27 protein-coding genes and 2 pseudogenes are annotated in these 26,415 nt (G+C 67.9%); 17 read left to right on the top strand and 12 right to left on the bottom strand.

Annotated features, from left to right (window positions below; translation table 11 throughout):
- Positions 1-741 precede the first annotated feature (741 nt).
- The 7 genes from F1D05_RS05220 (at position 742) to F1D05_RS05190 (ending at position 6,618) form a co-directional block, all read left to right on the top strand.
- A complete protein-coding gene (locus tag F1D05_RS05220; RefSeq protein ID WP_185446259.1) occupies positions 742-957 on the top strand; it encodes a hypothetical protein in 216 nt (71 codons plus the stop codon).
- On the top strand, positions 954-1,292 hold the full coding sequence (locus tag F1D05_RS05215; RefSeq protein ID WP_185446258.1) for a type II toxin-antitoxin system PemK/MazF family toxin: 339 nt from the start codon (positions 954-956) through the stop codon (positions 1,290-1,292). The genes F1D05_RS05220 and F1D05_RS05215 overlap by 4 nt, the downstream gene beginning before the upstream one ends.
- A 240-nt stretch (positions 1,293-1,532) precedes the next feature.
- Positions 1,533-2,369: a tyrosine-type recombinase/integrase gene (locus F1D05_RS05210; protein WP_185446257.1), complete on the top strand. Its 837-nt coding sequence runs from the start codon at positions 1,533-1,535 to the stop codon at positions 2,367-2,369.
- Positions 2,370-2,389: 20 nt separating this feature from the next.
- Positions 2,390-2,644, top strand: coding sequence for a DUF4267 domain-containing protein (locus tag F1D05_RS05205; RefSeq protein ID WP_206686083.1), 255 nt, complete (start codon positions 2,390-2,392; stop codon positions 2,642-2,644).
- 4 nt (positions 2,645-2,648) lie between these two features.
- On the top strand, positions 2,649-3,458 hold the full coding sequence (locus tag F1D05_RS05200) for a TetR/AcrR family transcriptional regulator (RefSeq protein WP_185446256.1): 810 nt from the start codon (positions 2,649-2,651) through the stop codon (positions 3,456-3,458).
- Positions 3,459-3,467: 9 nt separating this feature from the next.
- Entirely contained in the window at positions 3,468-4,667 is a 1,200-nt protein-coding gene (locus F1D05_RS05195; protein ID WP_246486439.1) for a tyrosine-type recombinase/integrase, read from the top strand.
- Between the two features lie 49 nt (positions 4,668-4,716).
- Positions 4,717-6,618 carry a DUF2207 domain-containing protein gene (locus tag F1D05_RS05190; protein ID WP_185446255.1) on the top strand — a complete coding sequence of 634 codons (1,902 nt, stop codon included), beginning with the start codon at positions 4,717-4,719 and terminating at the stop codon, positions 6,616-6,618.
- A 54-nt stretch (positions 6,619-6,672) separates the two neighbouring features.
- Here F1D05_RS05190 and F1D05_RS05185 read toward each other — a convergent pair whose 3' ends face one another.
- From F1D05_RS05185 to F1D05_RS05170, 4 genes are all read right to left on the bottom strand, one after another.
- Positions 6,673-7,200: a ferritin gene (locus F1D05_RS05185; protein WP_185446254.1), complete on the bottom strand. Its 528-nt coding sequence runs from the start codon at positions 7,198-7,200 to the stop codon at positions 6,673-6,675.
- A 63-nt stretch (positions 7,201-7,263) separates the two neighbouring features.
- On the bottom strand, positions 7,264-7,677 hold the full coding sequence (locus tag F1D05_RS05180) for a hypothetical protein (protein WP_185446253.1): 414 nt from the start codon (positions 7,675-7,677) through the stop codon (positions 7,264-7,266).
- Positions 7,678-7,695: 18 nt separating this feature from the next.
- A complete protein-coding gene (locus tag F1D05_RS05175; protein WP_185446252.1) occupies positions 7,696-9,594 on the bottom strand; it encodes a DUF2264 domain-containing protein in 1,899 nt (632 codons plus the stop codon).
- Positions 9,595-9,678: 84 nt separating this feature from the next.
- Positions 9,679-10,638 (bottom strand): hydroxyacid dehydrogenase, encoded by a 960-nt coding sequence (locus tag F1D05_RS05170; RefSeq protein WP_246486438.1) that lies wholly within the window; start codon positions 10,636-10,638, stop codon positions 9,679-9,681.
- A 165-nt stretch (positions 10,639-10,803) separates the two neighbouring features.
- On the opposite strand from F1D05_RS05170, the pseudogene F1D05_RS39770 reads away from it, so the two are divergent.
- The 3 genes and pseudogenes from F1D05_RS39770 to F1D05_RS39760 form a co-directional block, all read left to right on the top strand.
- Positions 10,804-11,256 (top strand): annotated as a pseudogene (locus F1D05_RS39770) (PAC2 family protein); the annotation flags it as partial.
- A 73-nt stretch (positions 11,257-11,329) separates the two neighbouring features.
- Positions 11,330-11,500: pseudogene (locus F1D05_RS39765) on the top strand (PAC2 family protein); the annotation flags it as partial.
- A 42-nt stretch (positions 11,501-11,542) separates the two neighbouring features.
- A complete protein-coding gene (locus F1D05_RS39760) occupies positions 11,543-11,734 on the top strand; it encodes a hypothetical protein (protein ID WP_246486988.1) in 192 nt (63 codons plus the stop codon).
- 60 nt (positions 11,735-11,794) lie between these two features.
- Here the strand turns inward: F1D05_RS39760 and F1D05_RS05160 are convergent, their stop codons facing one another.
- Positions 11,795-12,001, bottom strand: a complete 207-nt coding sequence (locus tag F1D05_RS05160) for a DoxX family protein (RefSeq protein ID WP_185449869.1) — start codon at positions 11,999-12,001, stop codon at positions 11,795-11,797.
- A 139-nt stretch (positions 12,002-12,140) separates the two neighbouring features.
- On the opposite strand from F1D05_RS05160, the gene F1D05_RS05155 reads away from it, so the two are divergent.
- Positions 12,141-12,989 (top strand): acyl-CoA thioesterase, encoded by an 849-nt coding sequence (locus F1D05_RS05155; RefSeq protein WP_185446251.1) that lies wholly within the window; start codon positions 12,141-12,143, stop codon positions 12,987-12,989.
- A 169-nt stretch (positions 12,990-13,158) separates the two neighbouring features.
- Complete coding sequence (thrS, locus tag F1D05_RS05150) at positions 13,159-14,403, top strand: threonine--tRNA ligase (RefSeq protein ID WP_185446250.1); 1,245 nt, start codon at positions 13,159-13,161, stop codon at positions 14,401-14,403.
- On the opposite strand, the gene F1D05_RS05145 is transcribed toward thrS, so the two are convergent.
- The 7 genes from F1D05_RS05145 to F1D05_RS05115 form a co-directional block, all read right to left on the bottom strand.
- A complete protein-coding gene (locus tag F1D05_RS05145) occupies positions 14,379-15,875 on the bottom strand; it encodes a LuxR family transcriptional regulator (RefSeq protein ID WP_185446249.1) in 1,497 nt (498 codons plus the stop codon). The two genes, thrS and F1D05_RS05145, sit on opposite strands and share 25 nt — an antisense overlap.
- A 58-nt stretch (positions 15,876-15,933) precedes the next feature.
- Positions 15,934-17,259: an ATP-binding protein gene (locus F1D05_RS05140; protein ID WP_185446248.1), complete on the bottom strand. Its 1,326-nt coding sequence runs from the start codon at positions 17,257-17,259 to the stop codon at positions 15,934-15,936.
- Between the two features lie 49 nt (positions 17,260-17,308).
- Positions 17,309-17,503 (bottom strand): hypothetical protein, encoded by a 195-nt coding sequence (locus F1D05_RS05135; RefSeq protein WP_185446247.1) that lies wholly within the window; start codon positions 17,501-17,503, stop codon positions 17,309-17,311.
- Positions 17,504-17,702: 199 nt separating this feature from the next.
- On the bottom strand, positions 17,703-18,560 hold the full coding sequence (locus tag F1D05_RS05130; protein WP_185446246.1) for a MaoC family dehydratase: 858 nt from the start codon (positions 18,558-18,560) through the stop codon (positions 17,703-17,705).
- 1 nt (position 18,561) lies between these two features.
- Positions 18,562-19,902: a 3-oxoacyl-ACP reductase gene (locus tag F1D05_RS05125; protein WP_185446245.1), complete on the bottom strand. Its 1,341-nt coding sequence runs from the start codon at positions 19,900-19,902 to the stop codon at positions 18,562-18,564.
- Positions 19,902-21,185, bottom strand: a complete 1,284-nt coding sequence (locus tag F1D05_RS05120; RefSeq protein ID WP_185446244.1) for an acetyl-CoA C-acetyltransferase — start codon at positions 21,183-21,185, stop codon at positions 19,902-19,904. Before F1D05_RS05120 ends, F1D05_RS05125 begins: the two co-directional genes overlap by 1 nt.
- The gene (locus F1D05_RS05115) at positions 21,182-21,994 is read right to left on the bottom strand and encodes a TetR/AcrR family transcriptional regulator (RefSeq protein ID WP_185446243.1); all 813 of its coding nucleotides are present in this window, start codon (positions 21,992-21,994) and stop codon (positions 21,182-21,184) included. The genes F1D05_RS05120 and F1D05_RS05115 overlap by 4 nt, the downstream gene beginning before the upstream one ends.
- A 104-nt stretch (positions 21,995-22,098) precedes the next feature.
- Between F1D05_RS05115 and F1D05_RS05110 the strand changes: the two genes are divergently transcribed.
- The 5 genes from F1D05_RS05110 to F1D05_RS05090 all read left to right on the top strand — a co-directional run bounded on the left by F1D05_RS05110 (position 22,099) and on the right by F1D05_RS05090 (position 26,315).
- Positions 22,099-23,439, top strand: a complete 1,341-nt coding sequence (locus tag F1D05_RS05110) for an acyl-CoA dehydrogenase family protein (protein ID WP_185446242.1) — start codon at positions 22,099-22,101, stop codon at positions 23,437-23,439.
- Between the two features lie 182 nt (positions 23,440-23,621).
- A complete protein-coding gene (locus tag F1D05_RS05105; protein WP_185446241.1) occupies positions 23,622-24,002 on the top strand; it encodes a BlaI/MecI/CopY family transcriptional regulator in 381 nt (126 codons plus the stop codon).
- A 123-nt stretch (positions 24,003-24,125) separates the two neighbouring features.
- On the top strand, positions 24,126-24,938 hold the full coding sequence (locus F1D05_RS05100; protein ID WP_185446240.1) for a M56 family metallopeptidase: 813 nt from the start codon (positions 24,126-24,128) through the stop codon (positions 24,936-24,938).
- A 223-nt stretch (positions 24,939-25,161) separates the two neighbouring features.
- The gene (locus tag F1D05_RS05095) at positions 25,162-25,842 is read left to right on the top strand and encodes a hypothetical protein (RefSeq protein WP_185446239.1); all 681 of its coding nucleotides are present in this window, start codon (positions 25,162-25,164) and stop codon (positions 25,840-25,842) included.
- The gene (locus tag F1D05_RS05090) at positions 25,839-26,315 is read left to right on the top strand and encodes a hypothetical protein (RefSeq protein WP_185446238.1); all 477 of its coding nucleotides are present in this window, start codon (positions 25,839-25,841) and stop codon (positions 26,313-26,315) included. Before F1D05_RS05095 ends, F1D05_RS05090 begins: the two co-directional genes overlap by 4 nt.
- Positions 26,316-26,415: the final 100 nt, after the last annotated feature.

The following is a 26,415-nucleotide window of genomic DNA, read 5'->3' as shown; positions in this document are numbered from 1 at the left end:
CGTGTTGACCCTACGTGGCCGTCGCCTGGCGGTGCGGATACGTCAAGCGCGCGAGAAGTCACTGACGAGCGCGTTGTCGGCGTTGACTTCGGAGGAGGTCGACAACCTTGCGGCAGCGCTGGACACGATGCTGACCACAGTCACCCTCGCCAGAGCCGAGGAACGCTCCGCCCACAGTCACGACCGTCCACAACCGTGGCTATGTCGCCTCTGCGACTTCGCAGCGTGCGGCCGAAGTGAAGGCAACTGTCCAGTCAACAACGCGGATACGACCAGCAACCAGAGCTAGCGCGACTCGGCAACTCGGCCGGAGCCGGCATAGGGAGAAAGACGTAGCTCCGTCGGTTAGCCTGAAGCTGTATCCCTCGGCGGGTGCCGGGCGTTGTCACATCTTGTGGGCTACCGGCGGGAAAGGGCTCGCAACAGCAGGTCTTCAAGGGTGTCTTGTTCTTGCCGGGTCAGGCTGGCCATGAGGGGCTCCCCACCTCTGAAGGATTCCAGCAGTTGTCTCCGCCGGGCGACGCCGTCGGGGGTGAGCATGAACTGCTTGGCGCACCGCTCTCCCATCCCGCTACGCGGCGACCCGCCGGCCGGAGGGACCAGGGCAGGACGCCGTCGACCAAGGCTGGCATGGTGCTGCCGTCTCGCTGGCCTCAGCTGGGAGCAAACTGACCACACAATCCGCAGCAGCCATGCATAGTTAGCACATAGGTGACGTATGCTTTATGCATGCATACGTCGATGCGTGTATCAGTCCCAACGCGGGACGAGCTGGCCCGCGTTGCTGAGGACGAGTTGGGAGGGGTCAGTCTGGATGAGGCGTTGCAGATCGTGCTGTTCGAGCACAAGACTGCGACCGCACTCACTCGCCTAGCGGCTGACCCGCAAGCCCTGGATGACTACAGGGCAGAAGCCGGCGAATTGGCCGACGTCGATGTCGAGGTTGCTGAGTGGTGACGACCCGAGTAGCTCCGTGGCAGGTCTGGTGGGTGGATTTCAACCCCCAGATCGGCCACGAGCAAGCCGGCCGCCGGCCTGCGATCGTGGTCGGCTCGCCGCTAGCGTGCACCTTGCCGAACGGGCTCGCGATCGTCGTACCGCTGACCACGAAAGACCGCGGCCTGCCGTTCCACCCGGCCGTCCAACTGGGTGACGTGACCAGCTACGCACTGGCTGATCAGATCAAATCCATCAGCATGAACAGGCTTCAGAAACGGCACTCCGACACGTTGGCACCGGCCGATGTCGCCGCGGTGAAGTTCGCGCTTCGCCGGATGCTCGACCTGACCTGACCACACCAGCTGACCAACACCTAGTCTCTCCAACTTCAGATAACACTGATTATCTGAAGTAGAGTCTCCGGCGCGACTTCAGATAACGCGTCCCAGGCGGATCTGGATACCCCGGAATCGACTTCAGATAACACGAGGCAGGTTCCCGATCCGCCCCGACGTGGACGTCAGCCGACTCCGCTGCCGGATCGCTACGTTGGCGTCCATGCCACCTACACGACCGCGCTGGCCACCGCGCGGATGCTCGACGACGACACCCGCCGCGCCTACGCCTCCCGGGTCCGCGGCTACCTGATCTGGCTGGACACCGCCGACGTCGACGGCGACCCGCTCGCCCAGGCCGGCGCCCGCGACGGCGCCGTGCGCGACTACCGCAGCCACCTGCAGACCGTCGCCCAACGCAAACCCTCCACCATCAACACCACCCTCGCCGCGATCGGCGACCTCTACCTACGCCTCGGCCTCGGCGCCCCCGACGTCCGGCGCCTCGACCTGCCCCAGGCCGCACCCCCGGCACTATCCGAGCGCGACATCACCCGCTGGCTACGCACCGTCGAACGCTGGGTCAACCCCCGCGACCGGGTCCTGGCCCTGATCCCGTTCTACGCCGGACTGCGCCTCGGCGAGGTCGTCGCCCTCAACCTCGACGACATCGCCCTGTCCGCCCGCAAAGGACTCATCACCGTCCGGGCCGGCAAAGGCGAGCGCTACCGCGAAGTACCCATCCACACCGGGCTACGCCCCGACCTCACCTTGTGGATCAACGACGAACGACCCAACTGGCCCGGCACCGCCGACACCACCGCGCTGCTGCTCAACCACCGCGGCACCCGGCTGTCCGCCCGCGGCGCCCACGACGTCATCAGCGCCATCGCCGACCAGGCAGGCATCGACGACGACTTCACCAGCCACGCCCTGCGCCACACCTTCGGCACCACCCTCGTCCGCGACGGCCACGACCTCGTCCTCGTCGCCGAACTCATGGGACACGCCCGCCTCGACCAAGCCCGCCGGTACAGCCTCCCCACCCAAGCCGACCGCGAACGAGCCATCAACAGCCTCCCCACCGACCACTAACCAGCCAACCCAGACGCCTATTGCCGGTTTCCGGCGTACTCCGGTCGGCCCCCATCAAGGGGATCCGCGACGTCGTCTTGGCCCTGGTCCTGGGCATCCTGCTGGCGACGGGCCACCGCCGGGCGCTGGGCTGGGTGCTGCTGGTGGAGGCCTTCGCCGCGTACGGCGACATGACCACCGTGCTCGCCCACCACGGCTCCGTGGCCACCGCGCTCGGCGTCCACGCGAGGGAGCGTTTCGGCGATTGGAACAGCGCTCCAGCTGTGTCAGGATGACGCCATGGCAACACGGGAGCGCCGCACGCCGCGGCGTACGGATGCGCTATCCCGCGAGCGCATCGTCGAGGCTGCGATCGAGCTGCTCGACACGGCAGGCGAGGACGGCCTGACCTTCAGGGTCCTCACCGAGCGTCTCTCCACCGGCCCCGGCGCGATCTACTGGCACGTCGCAAACAAGGGCGAACTACTAGCAGCCGCCACGGAAGCAGTAGTCGGCCCCGTTCTAACCGCTACGCCCGCGGATTCCGCCGAGCCAGCGGGCGCCGCCAACCCCACCGAGCAGGCTGCCCCCGCTGCCCCCGCTGCCCCCGCTGCCCCCGCCGGCTCCACCGGCCCGGGAGCCCCGTCCGGAGACAAGGAGTCGGCACAGGATGCGATTCGTGCGGTGGCGCTTGGGTTGTTCGATGCGATTGACGAGCACCCGTGGCTCGCGCTCCAGCTCACCACACAGCTGTCCCGTAGTCCCTGGGGATCGGTGACGCCGCGGATCTTCGAGCGGCTCGGTCAGCAGGTTTGTGCGCTCGGGGTGCCCAAGAACAGTTGGTTCATGACGACCTCGGCGTTGATGCACTACATCCTGGGCGCCGCCGGCCAGAACAGCGCGAACGCCCGCGTCCTCGGACCGGATGCGAACCGCACCGAATTCCTCGGCGAGACGGCGAAGGCGTGGACGGAGCTCGACCCCGAGAACTACCCGTTCACCCGGGCCGTCGCCGACCAGATGCGCGACCACGACGACCGCGAACAGTTCCTGGCCGGCGTTAACCTCGTCCTCGCCGGCATCACCTCCCTCCACCTGCCCAACCAGTAGGCGGAACGAGTGACGGATGAACCGATCGACCACGACGCAAGCGACGCGCTCGTCGTAGTCGAGGTAACGGCAGCACCTCGCGGAGCCCAGCTCGTCGCGAGTGACGAGCTCTGGCCCGGTGTCCTGGACCCACCGGCCTTCAAGCGACTGGTGATGGAGTGGCTCAGCCAGTACGCGAACCAGGGGACCCGCCAGACGTACGCCTATGCACTCGGCATCCCCCAGGAGTGGGCTCACTGGCAGGTCACAAAGGACGTAGTACGGATGAAGCCACCGGCAGCGGGCAGTGGGGTGCTGCATGACGTGGTGTGGTTCAGGTGGTGTGCAGCACGATCCATGGACCCACGGGAAGCGACCGGCACCCATGTAAAGGCCTGGCTCCACACGTTGGAAGCAGCAGGCGCGAGCAAGCGCACGAGGCAGCGCATGCTCTCCACCCTCAGCGCGTTCTACGCGTACCTCACAGAGCTAGGCGCAGTCCCAGCAAACCCAGCCGCACTCAACCGCACCCGCCTGGGCCTCAACCGCAGCGCCCGCGACGCCTCGCCCACCATCCGCCTCACCGCAACCCAGCTCAAAGCACTACTCGACGCAGCAGCACAACTGCCCAACCGCACCCGCCACCGCAACCTGTACGCCGCTCGCGCGGTGGCCGTAGTCGCTCTGCTAACCCTCGGCCTCCGTGTCTCCGAGCTAGTCGGTCTGGACCGCGACAACCTCATGGTCTCCGGCGGTGAACCCATGCTGCGCGTCCTCGGCAAGGGCGGCGTGCACCGCGAGGTCTACCTCACCGCCCTGGCTTCCACGGCGCTAGAGACCTACCTGGCCGAGCGTGACCGCGAAGCCGAAGCCACAGCTCCCGCAGTACGAGGCCGCACGAACGCTGCTGTCACCCCGCTCATCGCAACTCGCGTCGGCGGCCGCTGTTCCCGGTTCGACATGAACGCCCTGCTCCGGCGGATCGCGGTACAGGCTGGTCCCGCTCTGGCGGATGTTGCTGACCGGATCCACCCGCACGCGCTCCGGCACGCCTATGTGACGATCGCCCTCGAGCAAGACGCCCGGATCCAGCACATCCAGGCCGACGTCGGCCACGCGAGCATCGCGACCACCCAGTACTACGACCGCAACCGCCGCACCCGAGCGACCACGGCAGCCGACCTGGTCGAGGCGGCGATCCGGGCAGCCGACCCGGCGCCTCCGGACTGATCCGCCCGTCTTGCACGCATCAGACCCCAGGTCTCGATACTGTCGCCGCATGCGTAGGGGAATCTTCACCGCGGTTTCGGCCGCCTTCGCCGGTCTGGTCCTGGCCGGTTTCGCAAGCGTCGCGCCCGCCTTGGCAGCGACGGCCGACACCGGCGACGTCGTGACGAGTATGAAGATCGGTTACACGGTCAAGGCCGACGGTCTGGTGCACGTCGACGAGACGATCGCGTACCACTTCGGCAGCACCGGCCGGCACGGCATCTTCCGGAACCTGATCACCCGGGAGAAGTACCGCGACGACGACTCGAAGGACCAGGAGTACGAGATCTCGAACATCGCGGTCGACAGCCCGACCCCCGGCGTGAGCAGCGACTTCGTCAAGACGACCAGCAAGAAGAACGGCCAGCGCGACCAGAGCATCCAGATCAAGATCGGCTCGTCCAGCAGTACGATCCCCGGCACCGACGCGACCTACGTCATCTCGTACGACGTACGCGGGGCGCTGCGGCACTTCAAGGACCACAGCGAGCTGTACTGGGACACCACGGGCAGCGGCTGGGAAGCTGTACTGCGCAACGTCACGGCGAACGTCAACGTCCCCGGCGGAGTCCAGCAGACCGACTGCTTCGCGGGTCCGGCGGGATCCACCACCAACTGCGCGCAGAACTCGGTCGTCGGCGGCCGGGGCGTCTTCGTCGCCCCGAATCTCAACCGCGGTGAGCAGTTGACGATCGTGGCCGGGATCAAGGCCGGTGTCGTCAGCAACGACACCCCGATCGTGGTCGATCCGCCGAGCCTGCTCGACCGGGCGGGGCTCACGCTGCCCGGCCTGGCCGGTGCCGGCGGCGTCTCCATCGCGGCGATCGCGGCGGCTGTCCTCTACACGAAGAAGGGCAATCGCGATCAGCGCTTCGCCGGGATGCCGCCGGGCACCTTCCCGCCGAACGGCATGAACGCCGAGCCGGTCAAGGACGACCTGAAGGAAGACCAGCTCCCGGTGGCGTTCTCGCCGCCGAGGATCCCGGTCGCCGAGGGCGGTCTGCTGATCGACGCGAAGGCAACCACCACGGAGACCGCGGCGACGCTGATCGATCTCGCGGTCCGCGGTGGGATCCGGATCGACAACACCGGCGCCGAGCAGAAGGCGGTGCTGCTGAATCCGGCGGCCGCCACGGCACCGCACGAGCAGGTGTTGCTGCAGGGTCTCTTCCCGTCGCTGCAGCCCGGCTCCGAGATCACCCTCGAACGCCGGCCGGTCGGCGACACCTCGATGCGCCAGGCGCACGACGCGATGATCGCGGCGCTGCGAGAGCAGGTCAAACAGCGCCAGTGGTATCTGCGGATGCCTCGCGCGGGTGGGGGATCCAGCTTCAAGAGCGGTGCCCGCGTCGCCTGCCTCGGACTGATCGGCACCTGGGTCTTCGGCTTCGGCATCGCCGGTACGGCGATCGGCGCGGCGACCGGTGGGCTCGGCCGGGCGCTGACCATCGCCATCCCGGTCGTCGCGGTGATCGTTGCCGTCGGCATCTGGATCGGGAAACGCGCCAAGGGGCAGCGGAATCCGGCCGGTCGTGCCGTGACCGACCAGCTGGTCGGGTTCCGGCTCTATCTCGCGACGGCGGAGGCGGACCAGCTGAAGTTCGAGGAGGGCGAGGACATCTTCAGCAAGTACCTGCCCTGGGCGATCGCCTTCGAGCTCGCCGATCGCTGGCAGCGGGTCTGCGCGCAACTGGTCGCGGCGGGGCGGATCACCCCCGACCCCTACTGGTACGTCGGTCCTTCGTACTACAACTCAGGATTCGCGGCCGGCAGCATCAGCCAGACGGTCGCCAACACCTTCGACCCGCCGCCCGCTCCGGCCGGTAGCGGCGGAGGCGGCGGTAGCTCCTCGGGCTTCAGCGGCGGTTCCTCCGGCGGCGGTGGCGGCGGTGGCGGCGGCGGTTCCTGGTAGGACCCTGGGCCGCCGCCCGCATGGCGGCGGCCCGAGCACGTTGGCCCAAGTGAGTTAGACGGTGCCACCGGCAGCCGCGGGGGCGGTCGGGTCGGACCCGTTCGGGCCGGAGACCTCGCGGGCCAGGAAGTCCTCGAGGTGGAAGAGGTTGTCGCCGGCGCGCTTCGCGACGTTCACCAGCGTGGTCATCGCGGAGACCTCCTCGACCTGCTCCTTGAGGAACCACTGCATGAACTGCTCGCCGACGTAATCGCCGTCGTCGCGAGCGGTCCGGGCCAGCGTCTCGATCTGCTTGGTGACGGTGATCTCCTGCTGCAGCGCGAGTTCGAGCGGCTCCAGCGCGGAGGCGAAGTCGTTCACCACGTCGCCGATGCCCGGGATCTGCGGCCGGATGTCCATGTCCAGCAGGTACTGGACCATCATCATCGCGTGGTTGCGCTCTTCCAGGGACTGCTTGTAGAAGTGCGACGCGAGCTGCGGGAGGTCCTGGTCGTCGTACCAGACCGCGACGGCCGTGTATTGCTGGGACGCCGTGAATTCGTTGTGAATCTGTTCTTGAAGGAGTTTCGCGTACGTGCTCATGGCAGCCAATCTAACGCTCACACAGCCAAATCTCACCGTTGGCGAGGCTGCCCTAACGGCGTGTCATGCCAGCCCTTCCAGATGCGAACGGATCGCAGGCAGATTGCCGAGCGGAGCGAAGTAGCCGCTCACGCCGTGGTCGAAACTGATCGCCGCGATGCCCTGCTGCAGCCAGACCGGAGCCTGTACGACGGCATCGGACGGCGTCAGCGCCAGCACCAGAACTTCTTCGTCCGGTCCGGCCAGGTCGTTCTCCACGGCGAAGGTCCGGGCCCGCTCGGCCGTCGTGAACGCCATCAAGAAGGGCTGATCCTCGTGGACGCCGACGAACGGCTGCGGGTTCTCCGGCTCACCGCGCTGGACGAACCACCAGCGGTCCAGCGAGAACGTTGCCTTCCACAACTTCTCCTGGTTCGCCGTGCTCGGTTCGGTAGCGACGGCTTCGGCGAAGGCGTCGGTGGCAGTTGCTTCGGTCATAACTCCAACGGTACGGGGTCAGCGGTTCCCGAGCCGAACCGTCTCGGTGCCTGCGCCGGGAAGTGTGATGGTGATCTCGTGGCCGGTCACCGCGAGCTCGATGCCGTCGGCAAGCGCCTCCGGCGGGATCGCGTCGCGGGTCAGCATCACGGCGTACACGAGCACGAGCGGTTCACCGTAGTGGGCGGCGGTCAGGTACGGCGTGGCCGAGTGCGGCCCGAACGGATTCGCGCCGAGATCGCGATGCACGCCGGCATCGTCGTACCCGTGCAGGTTGACCACGGCCGACATCAGCCCGTCGGAGTTCCGGGCCGACGCCCAGCCGCCGGAAGCCGTTGCTGAAGGCAAGGAGTTGCCCGCGACCGCGTACCCGCCGCTGCGGACGAGCGAGCCGGCCGGTCCCTCGACCAGCGAACAGCGGATCTCCCAGCCACCGTGGACCACAGAAGCGGTCTCGATCGCCCACGGACCGTCTTCGGCCAGCCACGCCTGGTGCCAGGAAGCCGCGGAGCGGGCGCCGATCGAGAGCCGGCGGATCCAGCCACGCGCCGAAGTACGGCCCTGCTGGTCCACCAGCGAGATCAAGTTGTCCACCTGCGGCGACGAATCGGTCAGATCCGGACCCGCGTGGTTGGAGAACGCCAGTCGGTCGTAGTGCGGATCGGCGGCCGGCTCGGGCCCCGAAGGCTCGACCGGCGAAGCGTGATCGGAGCCGTGATTGACCAGCCGGACCAGCTGGTCGTGCCGGCTCGCGTGAACCAGCCATCCCGGCGCCGGCATCGAGCGAAGCTGATCCGCCTCGTCGAGCGGCACGGTCTCCTCGGGATCGCTCCACACCGGGTGCTCCGGCGGCAACAGGAGCCCGACGAACCCCTTGCTCGCCCAGTACGGCGAGCCAGGACCGGAGTACGACTGGGTGGTCGGCAGGAAGGTGTCGTACCAGCCGAGCGTGAGCAGCCCGCGTTCGTCGGGTACGCCGTGCTGGACGAAGTGCCGCGCGATGCCGGAGCAGAGCCGCCGGGTCTGTCCCGGGCTCAACGGCGTCGCGTCGAGGAGCTGGCCCATCCAGTACGGCGCCGCCGCGGCCATCCGGTACGTCAGCGACCGGCCCTGGTAGATCGGGGCGCCGTCATTGCCGACCAGGTGCACCGCGTCCTCCAGGAACAGCCGGAGCCGGTCCCGATAGACCTTCAGGCGATCGTCGTACTCCGTACCGGGGCTGGCCGCCGCCATCCGGGCCCAGAGACCGGGGTAGAGGTGCATCGCCCAGCCGATGTAGTTGTCGAATTTCTGCCCGTCGCCGTCGGAGTACCAGCCGTCGCCGATGTACCAGTCCTCGATCCGGTCCAGCCCGCCCTCGATGTCCTCCTTCGAGTACGGCGCTCCCACGGAGGCGAGGAACTGCTCGCTGACGACCTGGAACAGCCGCCAGTTGTTGTCGTGCGTGCTGGATCCGATGAAGCCGCCGAGCCACTCGGCCACGTGCTCCTGGGCGCGGGTGTCGAGCCGGTCCCAGATCCACTCGCGGGACTCGTGCAGCGCGACCGCGATCGCGGCGGCTTCCACCATCTGCTGCGAGCGCGGAGTGAGTCGCAGCCACGCCTCCGGATGGTCGGGGTTCGCGCCGTTGGCCACGCCCCGGGCGTACCGCTCGATCAGCTTCTCGCAGCCTTCGCCGCGGACCCCCGCGATCCGGAAGGCGGCGAGCATGAACGAGCGGGCGAAGCCCTCCAACTCGTCGGAGTCGGTGCCGGAACGGCTCGGCCGGCCGGGGATGACGAGCCGGGCGGCGCCGGGGGAGGTGTAGGGGATCAGCGAGTCGAGCAGGTGATCCGCCAGCGCCTCCCAGTGCGCGCGGACCCACCCCGTCTGGCGGGACAGGACTCGGTCGGTGGCAGGGAGCACGAGGCGGCTCATGCGATCCTCCGGAAGTCGGCGGCGGTGATGTCATGGAGAAGAGGCATGCCGGCGGCAAAACGTTCCACCTCGCCGACCGCGAGTTCACCCAGCCGGGCGACCTCGTTGCCGACGGCCCCCGGCCAGGTGCGGCGTCAGGAACACGTTCGGCAGGTCGAGCAGCGGCGAGTCCGGCGGCAACGGCTCGGGATCCGTGACGTCGAGGACCGCGTCGATCCGGCCTGATCGGCATTCCTGCTCGAGCGCCGCGGCGTTGATGATCCGGCCGCGCGAGGTGTTGATCAGCACCGCGCCGTCCTTCAGCAGGCCGAGCAGCCGCTCGTCGACCAGCCCGACGGTCTCGGGCAGCAACGGTGCGTGCACGCTCAAGATGTCGCTGCGGCTGAACAACGCCTCCAGGTCGACCAGTTCGGCACCCAGTTCGGCGGCCTCGGCCGCGCTCAGGTACGGGTCGCTGATCAGTACTTCGAGGTCGAAGGCGCGCAGCCGGTCGGCGACCATCCGGCCGATCCGGGACGCGCCGAGCAGGCCGACCGTGCTGCCGTAGTTGCCGGGCACGAAGCTGGGATCCGGCTTCCGCCCGGACCTCTTGTACTCCGCGCCGAGCCGGAACGCCCGCTTTCCGCTCAGCACGATCGTGGCGACGGTGAACTCGGCGACGGGCAGCGCGTTCGCCACCACGGCGGACGACACCTGGATCCCACGGTCGAAGACGGCGGAATCGACGAAGCCCTTCACCGACCCGGCCGCGTGGATGATCGCCTGCAGCTTCGGCGCGGCCGCGAGCACCTCGGGCGTGATCGCCGGGCAGCCCCAGCCGGTCAGCAGCACCTCGGTCTCGGCCAGCGCGTCCCGGATCGCGGGATCGGTGAGGAAGGCGTTCCCGGGCCCGGCCGGCAGTACGTCGGCGACGCGGTCGAGGTGGGCGCGGACCTGGGGGACCAGCACCCGGGCCCGGCTGGACTCGTTCATCGCGAGCATCACAGCGGGCCGGGGAGCGGCCGGCTGGGGGGCGGTCAGGGAGGAGTCTGGTTCAGTGCGCACAGGAGCACGCTAGCAAGCGCTTTCCAAAAGCGCTCGTCCTACCCGCGTCGAGTCCGATCGTGGACACCTGCGAAAACATCCCGGCAGCCGGAATTCCTGCCCGCCGGTCCGACGTTGGACCCTCAGAGGGCAGGATAGAGCGAGCCGACCCGCCCGAAGGCCACGATGAAGGAGACGACGATGCTACGACCGGACGACCTCTACGAGATCGTCGACGAGTCGGTGGCGACCGGCCCGGCGGCTGCGCCGAAGGTGCTGGTGCACTCAATGGACGGGTTCATGGACGCCGGGCAGGCGGGGCGGGTCACCGCCGACCACCTGCTCGAAGTACTGGACAACCGCTTGCTGGCCAGGTTCGACGTCGACCTCCTGCACGACTACCGGGCGCGTCGCCCGGAGGTGACGTTCGCCGAGGACCGTTTCATCGACTACACCCCGCCGCAGCTGTCCCTGCACCTGATGAAGGACGACGCCGGCGTCGAGTTCCTGCTGCTGGAGGGCGTCGAGCCCGACAACCACTGGAACCGGTTCGCCGGTGCGGTGCGGCAGCTGATCGAGCGGTACAACGTGACCCTGACGATCGGTGTCCACGGCATCCCGATGGGCGTGCCGCACACCCGGCCGCTCGGGCTGACCTCGCACGCGACCCGGGCCGGAGCTGGTGACGCGCTCGAACATCTGGGACGGCGAGATGCGCCTCCCGGCGAGTGCCGCGACGATGTTGCAGGTGCGACTCGGCGAGGCCGGCAAGGACGCCATGGGCTTCGCGGTCCACGTGCCCCACTACCTGGCGGAGAACCGCTTCCCGGGTGCCGCACTCGCTTTGGTCCACGCCATCTCGGCCGCTACCGGCCTCCTGCTCCCTAGCAAGGCCCTCCTCGACGAAGCCGCCCTCACCGGTCGCATGGTCGACGAGCAGGTCGAGGCATCGGACGACGCCGCCGCCGTGGTCAACGCCCTCGAAACCCAGTACGACGCCGCGGAGGGCTCGATTGCCCGCGGCAGCCTGCTGGCCGGCTCAACGCCGTCGGCCGACGAGCTGGGCGCCGAGGTCGAACAGTTCCTGGCCGAACTGAGCCGCGACGACGACAACTGAGTACTGCGTAACGCACGTCGGCCGGGCTCCTCAGGGAGCCCGGCCGACGTGCGTGTGGGGTCAGGCGGGAACTGTTGCCCGCCGAGTGGTTCGGGTGAGCGCGCTGTCGAGTGAGAAGCGGCCGGCGCCGACCGCGGCCAGGACCAGGGAGAACAGACCCAGTACGACAACGAGCTCCCAGCCTCCGTCAGCCACGAACGGGCCGTTCGAGAGGTGGACGAAAGCGGGACGCGTGCACTGGGGGGTGAGTGTGCGGAGGGGGTTCACGGGTACTCCTGTCAGGCGTTTGATGGTTGGGTGTTCATCCACCTACTGTCAGCGACCGAAAGCTCACCGAAAGGAATCGGGTGATCGCGGCCACACCTGCCTGCCGGGATCTGGGGGCACGGACCTGTCAGGATGAGGCATGCCTGAGTCCTTGGAGGATCTGGTCGAGTTGCTCGACCTGGAGAAGATCGACGTCGACCTTTACCGCGGCCGGCAGCCGCAGACGTCTGCCCAGCGGGTGTTCGGGGGACAGGTGCTCGGCCAGGCCCTGGTGGCGGCCAGCGACACGATCGAGCCCGAGCGGATCGTCCACTCGCTGCACGGCTACTTCCTCCGGCCGGGCGACACCGCGGTACCGATCGAGTACCACGTCGAGCGGATCCGGGACGGCAGGTCGTTCAGCAGCCGCCGGATCGTCGCTTCGCAGCGCGGCAAGACGATCTTCTACATGTCGACGTCGTACCAGAGTCCGGAGCCGGGCCTCGATCACTCCGATTCGATGCCGACCGACCTCGTCCCGCCGGAGGAGGCGCCGACGCTGGCTTCGGTGTTCGAGCAGGCGTCCGGCCGGAAGGCGGAGGACTGGAACAAGGAGTGGGCCGCGCTCGACGTACGGCTGGCCGGGTTGAGTGGGCGCCAGTTCTGGATCCGGGCCGCAGGCAAGCTTCCGGACGATTCGGCCTTGCATGCTTGCGTTCTGGCGTATGCGAGTGACCTGACGTTGCTCGGGGCAAGCTTACTGCCGCACGGAATCATCATCGGCGACCGGAGGATCCAGCCCGCCTCGCTCGACCACGCACTCTGGTTCCATCGTCCGTTCCGGGCCGACGAATGGCTGCTGTACGACCAGGCCTCGCCGTCGGCATCGGGTGCGCGGGGCTTCGCCACCGGACGGCTCTTCAGCCAGGACGGTCGGCTGGTTGCTTCGGTGGCGCAGGAAGGTCTCATCCGACCGGTCGGCCTGGACCTGTCCGGAGAAGAGAGTTGACCAACTCTGCTAGCGTTGGAGACATGATCAAGCGCGCAGTGGTGACGACGACGCCGAGGAACGTCCCGGCGCGCTGACAGCTGACTGTCGAAACGAAGCCCCGGGGCCAGTGCCCCGGGGCTTCGCCATGTGGACACTCGCCTCACTCATTCCAGAGGAGTCCACACCCATGAACGAAGCAGTCCACGATCACCGCAAACTCGGCCGCGAACTCGGCCTGTTCGACTCGGATCCGCTGATCGGCGCGGGTCTGCCGTACTGGTTGCCCGCAGGCGCGGCGATCCGCCAGGCGCTCGAGCGCTACATCGCCGACGTCGAGCGAAGAGCCGGCTACCAGCAGGTCTACTCACCCGTGCTCGGCAAGCGCGAGCTCTACGAGATCTCGGGCCACTGGTCGAAGTACAGCGAGGACATGTACCCGCCGATGGACATCGGCGAAGAGCAGCTCGTACTGCGGCCGAGCCTGTGCCCGCATCACGCGCTGATGTACCGATCTCGCGCGCACAGCTATCGTGAACTCCCGTTGCGGATCTCCGAGATCGGAGGGATGTACCGCTCCGAGCTGTCCGGCGTACTCGGTGGGCTGACCAGGGTCCGCGCGATCCAGCTCAACGACGGCCACATCTTCTGCAGCCTGGATCAGGTCGCGGGGGAGGCAAGCGCCGCGCTCGAGCTGATCAATCAGGCGTACCGGGATCTCGGCATCAGCGCGTCCCGCTACCTGCTCTCGCTGCCGGCCGAGGATGCGCGGTTCGGCGACCCGGAGAGCAAGTATGTCGGGGATGCGGACAGCTGGGCCCTGGCGGCATCGCTGCTAAGGGACGTACTCGACAACGCAGGCATCGACTACGAGGAGGCGCCCGGCGACGCGGCCTTCTACGGCCCGAAGATCGACATCCAGATCAAGGACGCGGCCGGCCGCGAGTCGTCCCTGTCCACCATCCAGATCGACTTCCACCAGCCGGAACGCTTCGACCTCGAATACATCGGTGCCGACGGCAACAAACACCGCCCGGTGATGGTGCACCGCTCGATCATCGGCAGCATCGAACGCGCCGTAGCCCACCTGATCGAAGTCCACGGCGCAGCCTTCCCAGCCTGGCTCGCCCCCGTCCAACTCGTAGTACTCCCGATCTCCGCCGCCGAAGAAAAGCTCGCCTCGGACGTCCACCGCCTCGCGCTGGACCTTGGCCTACGGGTGGAGCTCGCCTACGCCGACGAGGGCACCCTCGGCGCCCGCATCCGGGAAAACCGCCACGCGCCGTACCAGGCGATCATCGGTCCGAAGGAGGCAGCCGCCGGCCAGATCGCGCTGCGCGAGCGCAGCGGCGCCCAACTCGAGCCGGCGGCGATGGGGGAGCGGCTACGAGAACTCGCGGCCTCGCTCGCTCAGCCGAATTCCTTGGCCGCATAGGAGGCGAACGCGTCGCGATCGTGCTGACCGGTCTTGGTCAGCAGGTTCGCGACGTGCTTCTCCACGGTCCGCGGCGAGATGTGCAGCCGCTTGGCGATCCCCTTGTTCGGGATCCGCTGCGCCAGCAACCGGCCCACCTCCAACTCCCGCACCGTGATCCCCAACTTCCGCAGACTCGGCGGCACGTCTTCGTCCCCGGTACGCCGCTGCCGTACCGGTGCGCCCATACTCCGCAACATCCCCCGGCACGCGCTGGCCACCGCCGGAATGTTGTTCGCCTGGAAGTAGTCCTCAGCCTCCCTGGCCCAAACCACCGGCTCGCCCCAGCCACTCTCGAACGCCGCCTCGATCACCAGCCGCAACGCCAGATGCCGCCCCAACGGATAGATCTCCGCCGCCTCCAACGCCTCACCCGCCGCCGCGTTGGCCCCCACCACATCACCGTCCCGCCCCAGCAACACCGCATGCGCGAACTGCGCGAACTGCCTGTTCCACCGGGTCTTGCTCGCGCTCCGGCCCGCAACGTCGACGTAGTGTTGCCAGCCATTCCGCCCTTCGAGCACGCCGACGAGCAGCATCAGCCCCTGCTTGCCGAAATCGATCATCGTGGGGTTGTCGAGATCCAGGGCGATCGCTTGAGCGAACTCCTGGTTGGCGCGCTCCAGGTCCTCCTCCAGCAGCGAACAGATCGCCCGCGCCAGCCCGTACGACGCGGGCCGGATCCCCGGCGCGGACAGGTCCTCCGCGGTCAGAGTTGCGAGCGCTTCCTCCATCTGGCCCCGGTTGCCCTGATGCGCGGGACGGATCGCCTGCCCGAGGCGGAGGAACGGGACGACCCGGCCGAGTCGGAGCCTGAGCGCTGTCCGCAGACTCTCGTCCAGTTCCCGCTGCCCGCTCTTGAAGTCGCCACGCTGCAGCTGCTGCAGGGCAAGGTGGTAGCCGGCCTCGTAAGCGAGGGGAAGCGCGCCGATGCCCAGGGCGCTGTCGCGAGCCTCCTCCAACTCGCCGGTCCGACCTGTGCGCAGGCAAAGGGCGCGGGACAGGAAGACCTCCGAGTAGATCCGGAAGATCGGCAGCTCGTTGCGTTCGGCAATCTGACGGGCTTCCTCGTAGAGCCGATCGGCCTGCTCCTCATCACGGTCGCGGATGAGGTAGCCGAGGAGTTGGAGCGCATCGCAGGTCACGATCGGCAGACCGGCCTGCGCGGCGGCCTTGACGGCGCGCTCGGCCAGCTCGGCTGCTGCCTCCAGCCGCCCTGGATTCTGTCGTCCCAGCTCGATGTAGACGCCGATGACGTCGATCTGCGCGGAAGCGGCAGGTGCTGGGTCCGGGCCCAGCAGCCCGCGCGCACTGGTGATCTGCTCAAGCGCCCTGGCCTGGTCACCGGCCAGATGCGCGGCGTTGGCGAACTGTGCGTGCAGGACTGCCCTGCGGGTCGACGGCAGTCCGGCGGCGGCCAGCTCCTCGAACATCTCCTCGAGCGCGGGGATCCGGCTGAAATCGCCCGCCTCGGCTACGGCAAGCAGAAGTTCACCGAGCAGGGCCGGCCCGGTGCTCGGGATCGCCGTCCGGATCCAGGTCCGCGCGGACGAGCAGGGTGATGGCGGACCGGACAGCTCCGGTCGCCAGTGCTCGGCGGCCGGCCTCGGCGTACAAGCGGGAGGCCTCGGCCAGCTCGCCCGAGCGCTCGCGGAGCTCCGCGGAGCGGGCACACCACTCGCCCGGCAGGCCGGGGTAGCGGGCCGCGATGGCGTCCGCGACCCGGCCGGAGTGCCCGGCTCGCTCGCTTGGTGTCAGGTCGCTGATGAGTGCCTCGGCCGTCAGCGGGTGGCGGAACGCGTACCAGTCCGGAGCCGGGCTGTCGGACTGGACGAGTTGTGCACCGACCCCCGCGTGCACGGTGGCGACGACCTCACCCTCCGCGGCGCCGGTGGCGTGCTGCAGCAAGTCGATCGGAAAGCGCTGCCCGATGACGGCGGCCGTGGTCAGGATCATCAGCGCGTTCGGCCCGAGCCGGTCGGTTCGGCGGCTGACGCTGCGAGCCACGCTCACCGGGACAGCCGGGCCGTCCGCCTCCTCGAAGCCCTGTTTGCTGAAGGCGTAGGCAAGTTCCTCGACCAGGAAGGGATTTCCGGCGCTGCCGGTGGTCAACCGGTCCACGACATCGACCGGGATTTCATCGGCACCGAGCTCCAAGCGCTGAGCTGCGAGCTGCTGGACCTGCTCGCGGTTCAACGGCTGTGGCTCGAGCACAGTTGCCGTACCTCGCTGCCGGCTGATGACGGCCAGGTCGGTCGCGGCACATGGCTCTGCTCTGGATGCCAGGAGGAGAGCCACCGGGGCGGGATGGAGGTTGTCGACCAGATACTCGACGATTGCCAGGGTTTCGGCGTCCGCGTCATGCAGGTCGTCGAGAACGAAGAGGCATCCACGCTTGTCACCGACGAGGGTGAGCAGCCGCAACAGCGCCTCGGCGACGACGACCGGGGATCCCACCGCGGAGGGCGTCGAGCCGAGCGGGTCGGACAGGCCAGGTATGAGCCGGCTGAGCACTGCACCGTAGGTGCCGAGGGACTCGAGCTCTGGGAGGTTCTCAGTGCGTGACAGAGCCTGCAGTGCCTCGATCAGCGGGCGGTAGGGAACGATCGGGCCTACTGTGCTGACCCTGCCGCGTACTGCGATGATGCCGCTCTCGACCGCGAGGCCGACGGCCTCGGTGGCGAGCCTGGTCTTGCCGATCCCAGGCTCGCCGATCAGGAACAGGGCGCTGGCCGCGCCGCTCCGGGCCGCGGACAGAGCAGCCCGTAGCTGTTCGATCTCACTGTCTCGCCCTACGAGCCCTGCCCCGTCCCCCATGCCGCCGTACTGTAGTCGCCGGAGCGGGGAGACGGCAGTGAACGGAGCGTCAGTATCGGGTGGTTGGTGTCCCGGTCGACGTCTCGTAGATGAAGGCGAGCATCGGCGCGCCGACGGCGACTCCGGCCAGCGCCAATGCCCGGAGCGAATGCCGGGACATCTTCGGCAGTTCCGGTGGGCCGATGGGGTCGACCGGGTCGGGTGCTTGGTCTTGCGCGTCGGGACGAAGGTCATTCGCGTCCATGGCGTGCTCCACTTCTTGATCGGGCGGATCGCGGAGTCTACGGCCGGGTCCAGCCGTCGGATTCCGGGCCCCCAGCAGTCCGGCGTTCCCCGGTTGAGGACAGCCTTGGGTTCATGATGACTGCTGGACGGCGATCGCACGAGCGATTCCAGCGCGCCGGTTTCGGCGGCGTGAACAAGCGTTTGTCAGCTGGGGCGGTTCAGCGGGCGACGAGCTGGCCGATCAGATGGGTAATCGTGGTGTCGTCGTTGTAGATCGCGAAGTCCGTGGCCGCGTCCGTGATGGTGTGAGCGAACTGAACCCTGGACGGCAGCAGCAGCGGTTTGCGGAAGTCGACGCGGACGGTGAACGCGTCGGGGAGGGCCCGGGCGCGCTGGATGGAGGCGAGGGCTGCCGCCTTGGCCCACATGCCGTGCGCGATCTGACGCGGGAATCCGAACGCCTGCGCGGACAGCTTGAACAGGTGGATCGGGTTCCGGTCGCCCGACGCCGCGGCGTACCGGCGGCCGAGGTTCGCGCGCAGATCCCAGAATGCTCTGGCCTCCAAGCACGGATCCGGCAGCAGATCGGCGTGCGCGGACGGCGTACCGGGGGAGCGGCTCAGCAGCGTGGTCGTGTCGTTCCAGACCACTTCGCCGTCGACGCTGACATCGCTCAGGATGTCGAAGACCGTGCCCTTCGGATGCGGCCGTTCCGGCCCGCTGTGAACTTTGATCGACAGCTCGGCGTGCATCGGGATCGGCCGCAGCTGGGTGATCGTGTTGGCCAGGTGCACGATCCCCATCGGCTTGTACGGGAACGACGGGTCGGACATCAGGTCCAGGTGCAGCGGGAACGCCAGGATGTGCGGATACGTGACCGGCAGCGCGGGTCCGGCGCTGAACCCCGTCACCTCCCTGTACGCCGTGAGGTGGTCCTGGTCGACCAGGGCACGCGGGAGTTCGAGCGTGAGCCCGTCCGTGTCCGGCTCGTACTCCGCCTTGCGGAGCGTCGCCTTCACCGTCCGGGCGTAGAGCGACCCGAGTCCGGGCGAGTTGTCGTACCGGCGGGTCGGCATCTCAGGCCCCGAGCAGGCTCTGGCCACAGACGCGGACCACGTTGCCGGTGACACCGGCGGAGGCCGGATCCGCGAACCACGCGATCGTCTCGGCCACGTCGATCGGCAGACCGCCCTGCTGCAGCGAGTTGAGCCGGCGGCCGACCTCGCGGATCGTGAACGGGACCCGCGCGGTCATCTCGGTCTCGATGAACCCGGGCGCGACCGCGTTGATCCGGATCTGCCGGTCGGCCAGCCGTGGAGCGAACGCCTGGACCAGGCCGATCACGCCGGCCTTGGAGGTCGCGTAGTTGGTCTGGCCGTTGTTGCCCGCGATGCCGGCGATGGACGAGACGCCGATCACCGAGGCGCCGTCGTTGAGTGCGCCCTCCAGCAGATGCTCGGTGATCCGCTCCGGCGCGCGCAGGTTGACGTCGAGCACCGCGTCCCAGACGTCCGTGCGCATGTTCGCGAGGCGCTTGTCGCGCGTGATGCCGGCGTTGTGGACGACGATGTCCAGACCGCCGTGTTCCTGTGCCTGCGCGGCGATCCGTTGCGGTGCGTCGATCGCGGTCACGTCGAGCAGCAGTTCGCTGCGGCCGATCAAGGACATCACCCGGCGCAGGTGGTTCGCGTTCTGCGGTACGTCGACGCCGATGACCTTCGCCCCGTCACGGGCCAGGGTCTCCGCGATCGCGGCGCCGATCCCTCTCGCAGCTCCGGTGACGACAGCGACCTTGCCCGACAGCGGCGCGGTTGGGTCGTTGCCGGCGAGCTGACCGGAGCTGACGCGGACGACCTGACCACTCACGTACGCCGACTTGGGCGACAGGAAGAAGCGCAGGGTCGAGTCGAGCTGGTCGTGGGCGTCAGGCGCGACGTACACCAGGTTGACCGTGGCTCCGCGCTTCACCTCCTTGCCGAGCGACCGGGTGAACCCCTCGATCGCGCGCTGGGCGATCTGCTGCTCGGGTGTCGCGGCGAGCTCGGGCGTCCGGCCGACTACGATCACGCGACCCGCAGTACCGAGCTGGCGGATGACGGGGGAGAAGAAGCGCTGCAGGCTCGTGAGCTCGGCTGTCGAGGAGATGCCGGTCGCGTCGAAGACCAGCGCCTTGGGGCGGAGTTCGCTCGAGGCGACGCCTTCGGCCGCAGTACTGAATGATGCGCCGACGTCGCGGAGCAGGGCCTGGATCGCCTTGCCCGCATCGGTTTCAGTGGACGCGCCGAAGACCACCGGGCCGTCGATCACGGCCGAGCCATCGACCCAGCGCGGCAGCGGCGCCGGGTCCGGCAGGCCGAGGTTCTTGACCAGGGCCTTGCCGAGCGGCGTCCGGGTGAAAGTCTGGTAGCGATCGGTCATCAGATGTTCCCCTCCAGGATGGCGACCACGCCCTGCCCGCCGGCGGCGCAGATCGAGATCAGCCCGCGCCCACCGCCGTTCTCGTGCAACTGCTTGGCCAGCGCGGCGACGATCCGCCCGCCGGTCGCGGCGAACGGGTGCCCGGCCGCCAGTGAGCTGCCGTTGACGTTCAGCTTGTCGCGGTCGATCTCGCCCAGCGGCGCATCGAGGCCGAGGCGTTCCTTGCAGAAGATCGGGTCCTCCCAGGCCTTCAGGGTAGCCAGCACCTGCGACGCGAACGCCTCGTGGATCTCGAAGTAGTCGAAGTCGGAGAAGGTGAGGCCGGCGCGCGCGAGCATTCGCGGTACGGCGTACGCGGGGGCCATCAGCAGGCCCTCGGCGCCCTTCACGTAATCCACGGCCGCGGTCTGGGAGTGAGTCAGGTAGGCGAGCGGCTTGAGCCCGCGCTCGGCGGCCCACTCGTCCGTGGACAGCAGCACCGCGGCGGCGCCGTCGGTCAGGGGAGTGGAGTTGCCGGCGGTCATCGTGGCCGTTTCGCCCTTGCCGTAAACGGTTTTGAGCTTCGCCAGCTTCTCGGGGGTGGTGTCCGGGCGGAGGTTCTGGTCCTTCTCGAGCCCGAGGTACGGCGTGATCAGGTCCTGCTGGAATCCCCGGTCGTACGCCGCGGCGAGGTTGAGGTGGGACCGGTAGGCGAGCTCGTCCTGCGCCTCGCGGGTGATGCCCCACTCGAGCGCCGTCAAGGCCGCGTGGTCACCCATCGACTTGCGGGTCCGCGGCTCGGCGTTGCGCGGAATCTCCGGTACTACGTCCTTCGGGCGGACCCTGGTGAGCACCTTGAGGCGATCCTGGAAGGACTTCGCGCGGTTGAGGTCGAGGAGGACGTTGCGCAGTTGGTCGTTGACCGCGATCGGCGCGTCGCTCGCGGTGTCGACGCCACCGGCGATACCTGCGTCGATCTGGCCGAGGGCGATCTTGTTGCCGACCAGGATCGCGGCCTCCAGGCCGGTGCCGCAGGCCTGCTGGATGTCGTACGCCGGGGTGGAGGGCGCGAGCTTGGAGCCGAGGACGACCTCGCGGACCAGGTTCCAGTCGCGAGCGTGCTTCAGCACCGCGCCGGCGACCACCTCGCCGAGCTCCTGGCCGCCTAGTCCGGTGCGGTCCACCAGGCCGTTGAGGGCGGCGGTGAGCATGTCGGAGTTCGAGGCGTGCCGGTAGGTCTTGTCCTGCCGGGCGAACGGGATTCGGTTGCCGGCGACAACGGCCACCTTGCGGGTCTCGGTCACGGGTTCTCTCCTGCTTTGCGTGAAGTGGAGCGCCGGGTGCTGGTTACGCGGGCGGAAGTCTTGTTCTGCTTGGCGGGTTTCGCCGGTTTCGCCGAGTTCGTCGGTTTCGAGGTGAGGGCGTCGAGGCCGACCGCGGTCGCGAGGGTGGCGGTGATCGCCGTCGTACGGACTGTCGCGATATCTGCCTGGTGTACGACGGGATGTCCCAGGCCGGGTGTCTCCTGCGAGACGATGAGGCCCATTCGCGCCATGTGCATCGCGCCGAGCGTCTGCGTGTAAAGGTGGTTGGCCAGGTAGTCGGTGTCCGCTTCGGCGAACACCCCGGCTCGCTGACCCGCCTTCAGGATGGTTGAGATGCGCTCCAGCGCGCTCGCCATCGCAGTACCGAGTTTTGTCATCACCGGTTCGGTGATCTCGCCGAACAACTCTTCGCCCGTACGCCTCAGCAAGCTCATCGCGCAGTCGGCGAAGGCCGGATACTCCAGGCAGAAGTCCACGAAGACCTCGCTGAGCGCACGCAGCCGATTGAGCGGGGCACGCCTCGGCCCGTCAACGGCCGCCAGCCTCTTGTCGAGCTCGCCGAGATAGTCGACCAAGGTGAGCGCGAACAGCTCTTCCTTGCCCGCGAAGTGCCGGTAGATCAGCGCCTTGTTGATGCCGACCCGTTTGGCGATGTCGTCGATCTGGGCGTCGATGGTGCCGCGCTCGTCGAACAGCTCACGGGTGGCCTGGATGATCTCGCGCTCCCGGTCGCGACGACGCTCCGCCGTGGTCCGGCGGCGCCCGATCGCCAGCAGCGCGGAGCTCATGTACCGATCTTAGTCACAGCGGTACCCCTCGGTGCAAACGGTAGTTACACTCGTGGGTAACATCACTCCCGTACGACACCCTGCAGCTCGCTCCGGAGGAATCGATGACCATGACCGAGTCAACCAGTACGCCGCCCGCCGAGCCGCTGTCGGCCGACGTGATGGTCCTGGCCGGCGAGCTCGCGGCCGAGCGGTCGAAGCCGGAGTGGCAGACCTTCAACCTGAATCTGAACGAAGAGCAGGTCGAGATCCGCGACTGGGCGCACGACTTCGCCGCGAATGTGATCCGCCCGGCGGCCTCCGAGTGGGACGAGCGCGAGGCGACACCGTGGCCGGTGATCCAGGAGGCTGCCAAGATCGGCCTCTACAGCATGGACGGCAGCATCAATCTGTTCATCGACCCGTCCGGTCTGCTGATGCCGCTGGTCCAGGAGGAGCTCTTCTGGGGCGATGCCGGGATCGGCATGTCGCTGGTCGGTACGGGCCTGGCCAGCTCGGCTGTCTTCTCCAACGGCACGCCTGAGCAGTGGAGCCAGTGGCTGCCGCGCTGCTACGGCACGCCCGACGACGTACAGGTTGCTGCTTTCTGTTCCTCCGAGCCGGGCGCCGGCTCCGACGTGTCGGCGATCCGCACCAAGGCGACGTACGACGAGAAGACCGACGAGTGGGTCATCAACGGGCAGAAGGCGTGGGCCACCAACGGCGGCATCGCAGACATCCACGTCGTCGTGGCGACCGTCGACCCGTCGCTGGGCAGCAGGGGACAGGCGGCATTCGTCGTACCGAAGTCCGAGGTGAAGGGCCTGGAGCAGGGCACCAAGCTGAAGAAGCACGGGCTGCGGGCATCGCACACCGCGGACGTCTTCTTCGACAATGTCCGGATTCCCGCCGCGAATGTCCTTGGTGGCAAGGAGAAACTCGACGCCCGGCTGGCCAAGGCGCGCGAGAACAACGGCGAGAAGGCCCGCGGCAACGCTTCGATGGCGACCTTCGAAATGACCCGGCACATCGTCGGCTCCCAGGCGATCGGCATCGCCCGCGCGGCGTACGAATTCGCTTTGGAATACGCCAAGGGCCGCGAGCAGTTCGGCCGCCCGATCATCGACAACCAGGGCATCGCCTTCAAACTGGCCGACATGGCGACGGAGATCGACGCCGCCCGCCTGCTGGTCTGGCGGGCCGGCTTCATGTCCGCCGCCCTGATGCGCGGCCAAACTCCCGCCTACCGCCACGGCGAAGGCTCAATGGCCAAACTCAAGGCCAGCGAGGTAGCAGTCAAGGCCACGGAAGACGCGATCCAAATCCTCGGCGGCAACGGTTACACCCGCGAATACCCGGTAGAGCGCATGCACCGAGACTCCAAAATCTACACAATCTTCGAAGGCACCAGCGAAATCCAGCGCCTGGTCATCTCGCGCGCCATCTCCGGCATGCGCATCCGATAGCCCGCGCGGCTCCCTGAGAATTCTGGTGTGCTCCGGGACAGCCGGATGTGAACCGCGAGGCCGCGGACGTCGAACACATTCGAGCGTGACGCGGTCCCGGCCGTGGCAGGTCTCCCGGGTCCGTCCGCACCGACGCTTCCGGATGGCAGCGCGAACGGCGGCCGGTCGGGAGACAATGCCGGATGCGCGGATTCGGTGATCTGGAAGCAGCTGTGATGGACCGTCTTTGGGCGATCGGTGTGCCGGCTACCGTAAGGACAGTCCTCGACGACCTGCAGGCTGTACGGCCACTGGCATACACGACCGTCATGACAGTCATGGACAATCTGTACCGCAAAGGGTTCCTCGACCGCGAGCTGGACGGCAGGGCGCACCGCTACTGGCCGACGAGGAGCCGCGCGGAGTACTCCGCGGAGTTGATGGGCGAAGCGCTGTCTGCGAGTGGCGACCCGACGGCCGCCCTGTTGCGGTTCGTGGAGCAGATGCCGGCTGACGAGGTCGATCGCCTCCGGAACCTCCTCGGCGACAACGACAGTGGCCGCAGGACCAGGAAACAGCCATGATCATTGCTCTCGCCTTGTTCGGCTACGCCTTCGCCACGGCCCGCACTCGGGCCCGCGATGCTGCAGCGTTCTTCGTGGCCAACTCGCGCTCCATGGCTGGGCCTCTTCGCCTGGCTCTCGGTCATGGGGTCGACGCTCACGGCGGTCGTTATCGGTGGTCTCTGCGCCATCACAAGGCTGCACGTGGTGAGGTCTGATGCCGGTGGCCCGCTGCGCGTTTGTGTCGGTGATCTCCGAACGGCTTTCGCGAGTCCGGGCGACGTTGTCATCACCATCACCGCGGCCCTTGTCGTCGGCATTGTTGCAGGGCGGGCTGTCTGGGGAGTCGCCACCGCAGCCCGGCTCACCCGCCGGCACCGTCGCCGGCAACTCGAGCTCCTTGGCCTGCTGGCGCGTCACGACCGCGATCTAGGCGCGCTCGTGGTCGATCACCCGAGTGCGACTGTGTACTGCCTCCCCGGGCGGATCGGGCGCGTGGTGATCACCAGTGCTGCCCTGACCGCCCTCGAGCCCAGCCAGCTTGCTGCCGTTCTCGCTCATGAACGTGCCCATCTGCGTGGTCGCCACCACCTGCTCGTTGGAATCAGCAATGGTTTGGTGCGTGCATTCCCGACGGCGCTTCTTTTCGGTCTTGGCGATGAGCAAATACGTGACTTGGTCGAGATGGCTGCTGACGATCGTGCCTGCCGAAGGCACAGCCCATCAACGCTGGCCCGCGCGTTGCTGGCGCTCGTCGACCAGACACCACCGGCGGCGGCTTTGGCAGCCCGCGGAAAGAGTGCTGAGAACCGATTGCGGCGGTTGTCGGTCGACAACGGCCGCATGAGCCCGGTCTCGTACGGCGCTGCAGGGGGATTGGTGACGGTCATTGCAGGCGCCCCGATCGTGATAGCCACCGTCACCGCGCTGATCGTCGTCACTGCCGATTTGTGCTGATCGATCCTGGCGCCTCCTGCTTGCCCGGCGCTGACGGCGTCGGAGAGTAACTCAGGCGAAGGTTCGGTCGCGCTGCGTGCAATTTCGAGCGAGTCGCTGCCCCTCGCCCGACGCGCAAGGGAGAACCTTTGCGTTGCGGTCTGGTCTACTAAGCTGCCTAGTAGTAACTTCCTGGACACTCTCGCACCGCCCGTCGCGAGACCGTCCAAAGGAGAACCGCCCAATGAAACTCCTCCGCGTCCTCACCATCCCCGCCGCGGCAGCGCTCGCCGTCACAGCCGCCACTGCCGCATTGCCTGCCCAGGCAAACCACTCGTGGGGTGGCTACCACTGGGCCCGCGCCGGTGGCGCCGCCACGCCGGCCCTCGTATCCAGCCTCACCTCGGACTGGACCGGCAACCTGAGCACCGCCCGGACCGACTGGAACAAGAGCCCGTACGTCGAAAGCGCGATCGTCTCCGGTGATGCAAGCAGCCGGACCCGGCGCCGCTGCGCCATGACCAGCGGACAAGTCCACGTGTGCAACTACGCCTACGGTAACAACGGCTGGGCCGGCCTGGCCTCGATCAACCTGTCCGGCGGAACCCACATCAGCCAGGGCAGCGTGAAGCTCAACGACACCTACGAGGCCGGCAGCCCAGCCGCGGAACGGCAGGGTGTGATGTGCCAGGAGGTCGGTCACACCTACGGCCTGGACCACCAGGACGAGGACTTCAACAACCCCAATCTCGGCACCTGCATGGACTACACCAACGACTGGTCCACCAACCAGCACCCCAACCAGCACGACTATGACGAGCTCGCCCTGATCTACAACCACACGGACGCGGCCGCGGCCAAGGCGTCCCACGTCAGCACGATCAAGACCGGTAACACGGTCACCATGATCACCTGGGCCCAGTGATTTCACGCTTGTTCGTGGCGTCCGCCGCAGCCTTGCTCCTGGCAGGCTGCGGCGGATCGCCGAAGGTTGCGGGTGAGCCGAGCGCACCGACGGCGCCACAGCCCGTTGCTCGTACGGCTGGCACGCTGCCGAGCAGCGCGATGGCACCTGGCACGCTGACGGTCAGCCAGCAAGGCATTACGCCTGTCCGCACCGTGTGGTATTTGCGGATCGAAGACCTGGCAGCGCGGACGATGTTCGAGCAGTCCTACTTACAACCGATCGCGCTGAGCAAGACCCTCGCCGAGGGGCGATATCGGGCAATCGTCTGGCACCGAGCGTGTGAAAAGACCTGCCCAGCTGACGGAGAACAGGGCTTGGGTCCGCTGGAGCAGGTCTGCGGCGCGAAGGTCACTGTAGCCGCAGCAACGACGGTCAGGGCCGTCGCGGTGGTCGGAGCCGACGGCAGCTGTGCGATCAAGGTCACTACCTGAGTTTGCTTGCCACCGCGGCGAGACCCGCAGATGTTCAGGCAGAAGTACGAGATCAACGAGGTACCCGAGACGTCCGATACATCATCAACTCGCCGGCCAT

Source organism: Kribbella qitaiheensis, from assembly GCF_014217565.1.
GTDB lineage: Bacteria > Actinomycetota > Actinomycetes > Propionibacteriales > Kribbellaceae > Kribbella > Kribbella qitaiheensis_A.
The sequence above is the reverse complement of the archived record's forward strand: the minus strand, read 5'-3'. Positions and strand labels throughout refer to the sequence as shown.